At 27.8% G+C, this 1300-nt stretch carries 2 protein-coding genes; both read right to left on the bottom strand.

Annotation, left to right across the window (positions count from 1 at the left end; genetic code table 11):
• Positions 1-112: 112 nt before the first annotated feature.
• Positions 113-769, bottom strand: a complete 657-nt coding sequence (locus F3H00_RS10235; protein ID WP_149703852.1) for a tRNA 2-selenouridine synthase — start codon at positions 767-769, stop codon at positions 113-115.
• A 36-nt stretch (positions 770-805) separates the two neighbouring features.
• Positions 806-1300 (bottom strand): tRNA 2-selenouridine synthase (locus F3H00_RS10430; protein WP_188115668.1); only part of this gene is annotated, 495 nt, incomplete at its 5' end.

The following is a 1300-nucleotide window of genomic DNA, read 5'->3' as shown; positions in this document are numbered from 1 at the left end:
CATTTCTTTCATTCTCAAATACATTATGAAGCATTGCATAACTTGCATCAGCTATATCAATATAGTCTTTAAAGCAATTTATTAGCTCTTTATTTGATTTTTTAGTTTGCACTTACTTGTCCTTGTTTGCTTTTATAAATTTGTTGTTTGTTAAGTAGAAAATATTATCTCCTGATTTTGTACCAAAAGACTCTTTGGTAAATGATATACCTCTACCTTCATCACCAAATAGTCCATATTTGGTTTCAATATAAGTATATGAAAGATATATTTTTATAATTCTCATCTCTTTTCCATCAAAATACATATATTTAGGATAAATTCTAGGTTCTTCTTTTAAAAAATCATCTCCAATAAATTCTTTTATTTTATTTATATAAATTTCTGGTACTTCTGCTTTTTTACCGGTATCTCTTTCATAATCTATCCAACGAATATAATATTTTTTACCATTTGAGAGGGTTTGAGGGAATTTTTGATTTACCAAGGTCATGTCTACATCATATATCGTTATAAATTTATCACCTTGTTTTATCTTTCTAGGATTTGATCTTATTTTATCACCTAAATTTTTGGTTAGCTCTTCTCTTTCTTTTTCTCTTCTCTCTATCTCATCAACAAATTTTTGATTAAATATATACACTCCACCATATTGTTTAGCTAAGTTTTCTAGTTCAGAGTTACTTATCTTTTTATTTGCTTGATTAGCTGAGCAAGCTATTAAGAATATACTTGTTAGAAGTAAGAGTGTTATAGCTAGAAATTTCATTGATTATCCTTTTATGTTTGAAATTTTAGTTTGCACTTACTTGTCCTTGTTTGCTTTTATAAATTTGTTGTTTATTAGAATGAATCTATCTTTACTAGTTCTTGTTACAAAATTTTGTTTACTTAATTTAAAACCCCTTCCTTCGTCACCATATAAGCCATAGCTGGTATTTACATATGTATAAGATACTCTTACAGTTACAGGTATAGCCATATCTTTGTCTTCATATAGATAAAGCATTAGTAATTCTGGTCTTTGTTTGCTAAAATCATCTCCAATAAATTCTTTTATCTTATTTATATAAACTTCTGGTACTTTGGCCTCTTTACCAGTTTGGTTCTCATAATCTATCCAGCGAGTATAGTATCTTTTACCATTTGAGAGAATTCGTGGAAGTTTTTCATTAATAGGCTTTGGATCAATAGCGTAAAGCCCATCACCCAAATCTCTACCTTTCATTTTTTTACTTAACTCTTTTCTTTCAGCTTCTCTTCTCTCTATCTCATCAACAAATTTTTGATTAAATATATA

Origin of the sequence: Campylobacter concisus (assembly GCF_902460845.1) — a bacterium.
In the GTDB taxonomy this organism is placed as follows: domain Bacteria; phylum Campylobacterota; class Campylobacteria; order Campylobacterales; family Campylobacteraceae; genus Campylobacter_A; species Campylobacter_A concisus_X.
This window is presented reverse-complemented; position numbering and strand designations above follow the sequence as displayed.

Coding starts and splice junctions, on each gene's coding strand:
- F3H00_RS10235 (WP_149703852.1), bottom strand. CDS start 769: ATGAAATTTCTAGCTATAACACTCTTACTTCTAACAAGTATATTCTTA.